We start from the raw sequence: 1,083 nt of genomic DNA, 5'->3' as shown, positions 1-1,083 counted from the left end.
CGGCGACAACGCCATGGTTGTCGAGGGGCTCGGTGACGACAAGGATGGTGCCAACAATCTGAAGGTGACGCAGTCCAATGCTGGCCGAACCCTCGATCAGCTGACATCGGATGGTGCACAGACGATATATGAGCAGGGTCAAGGGTGGGTCGATAGATCCGGATGTGAGGTCAACCAGGCGAGCATCGACGCCAATGAGCGTAGATCCGGATGTGAGGTCAACCAGGCGAGCATCGCCGCCAATGAGCGTGTCAAGCTGATTCGACGCTTGCTCCAAGGCCGCGGGGTGGGGCCGATCTGAGCGCAGTTCAAGAAAAGGGGAGCGGACGCTGTCGCCCGCTCCCATTCTTCTCAGCGCGGGCGCGCAGGGAAGCGCCTCGCTTGGCGCTATCCATGCATTAGCCGCGCTCTCATGTTTTCGATGATCGGGCTGTCATATCTCTGCCGCTAACAGTCGGCAACGAAGGCGCGACACGGATGCGTGGGGGCGTCTCGTCTATAAGACACCTTTATGGCCTGCGGGTTTGTAGATGCGCGATTGGCCCAAGCGAGGCGAGTCCGTTCGACATACGAGCGAGATGTCTTGGGCTACCGAGAGACGGCTGACCGGAGTGGCCGGAGCGAGAAGAACCCTAAGGACTGTAACGCCAACTTACCGCAACCGATCTGAACGACCAGTACCATTGAGGTGCGGATCGTTCAGCTGCGGAGAAGTTCCTCTCTTTCCTCTCTTCTCACCGTTGTTTGGATGTGCCATTCACGGCTCGCTATTGCCGATTCGGCGGAGCCGACTCAAACATCCTCTTCTGTATCGTCCATGGCAGAGTCGAGATCGGCCTGCGCATCGTTGACAATTCGCATTGCGATCATGCCAAGAGCCATTTCGAAAGCTTTGCGTTGTTGCATGGCCTGCGAGTTGGCGTCATCGCCCCCCTCGGTTCCGTCAACATTCGCGCCGTTATTGCTTCCCGCGGCTCCGATATCGGGTGCACCTGCGTTCATCTTCGTAACATCGCCTGTTGATAACCCATTCTCTGATGCTAGCAGCGTTAGCTTTCGAGAAGCTGACGAGGCTCAGGGCGC

The 1,083-nt window shown here is 58.0% G+C and carries 2 protein-coding genes; one reads left to right on the top strand and one right to left on the bottom strand.

Annotated elements, in window-relative coordinates; genetic code table 11:
- The coding region (locus CWO89_RS44495) for a DUF1521 domain-containing protein (RefSeq protein ID WP_130231970.1) at positions 1 to 301 on the top strand (301 nt) is incomplete at its 5' end.
- Between the two features lie 491 nt (positions 302 to 792).
- Here CWO89_RS44495 and CWO89_RS44490 read toward each other — a convergent pair.
- On the bottom strand, positions 793 to 1,002 hold the full coding sequence (locus CWO89_RS44490) for a hypothetical protein (protein ID WP_028169432.1): 210 nt from the start codon (positions 1,000 to 1,002) through the stop codon (positions 793 to 795).
- Between the last annotated feature and the right edge of the window lie 81 nt (positions 1,003 to 1,083).

This window comes from Bradyrhizobium sp. Leo170 (assembly GCF_004296405.1).
Classification (GTDB): domain Bacteria; phylum Pseudomonadota; class Alphaproteobacteria; order Rhizobiales; family Xanthobacteraceae; genus Bradyrhizobium.
This window is presented reverse-complemented; position numbering and strand designations above follow the sequence as displayed.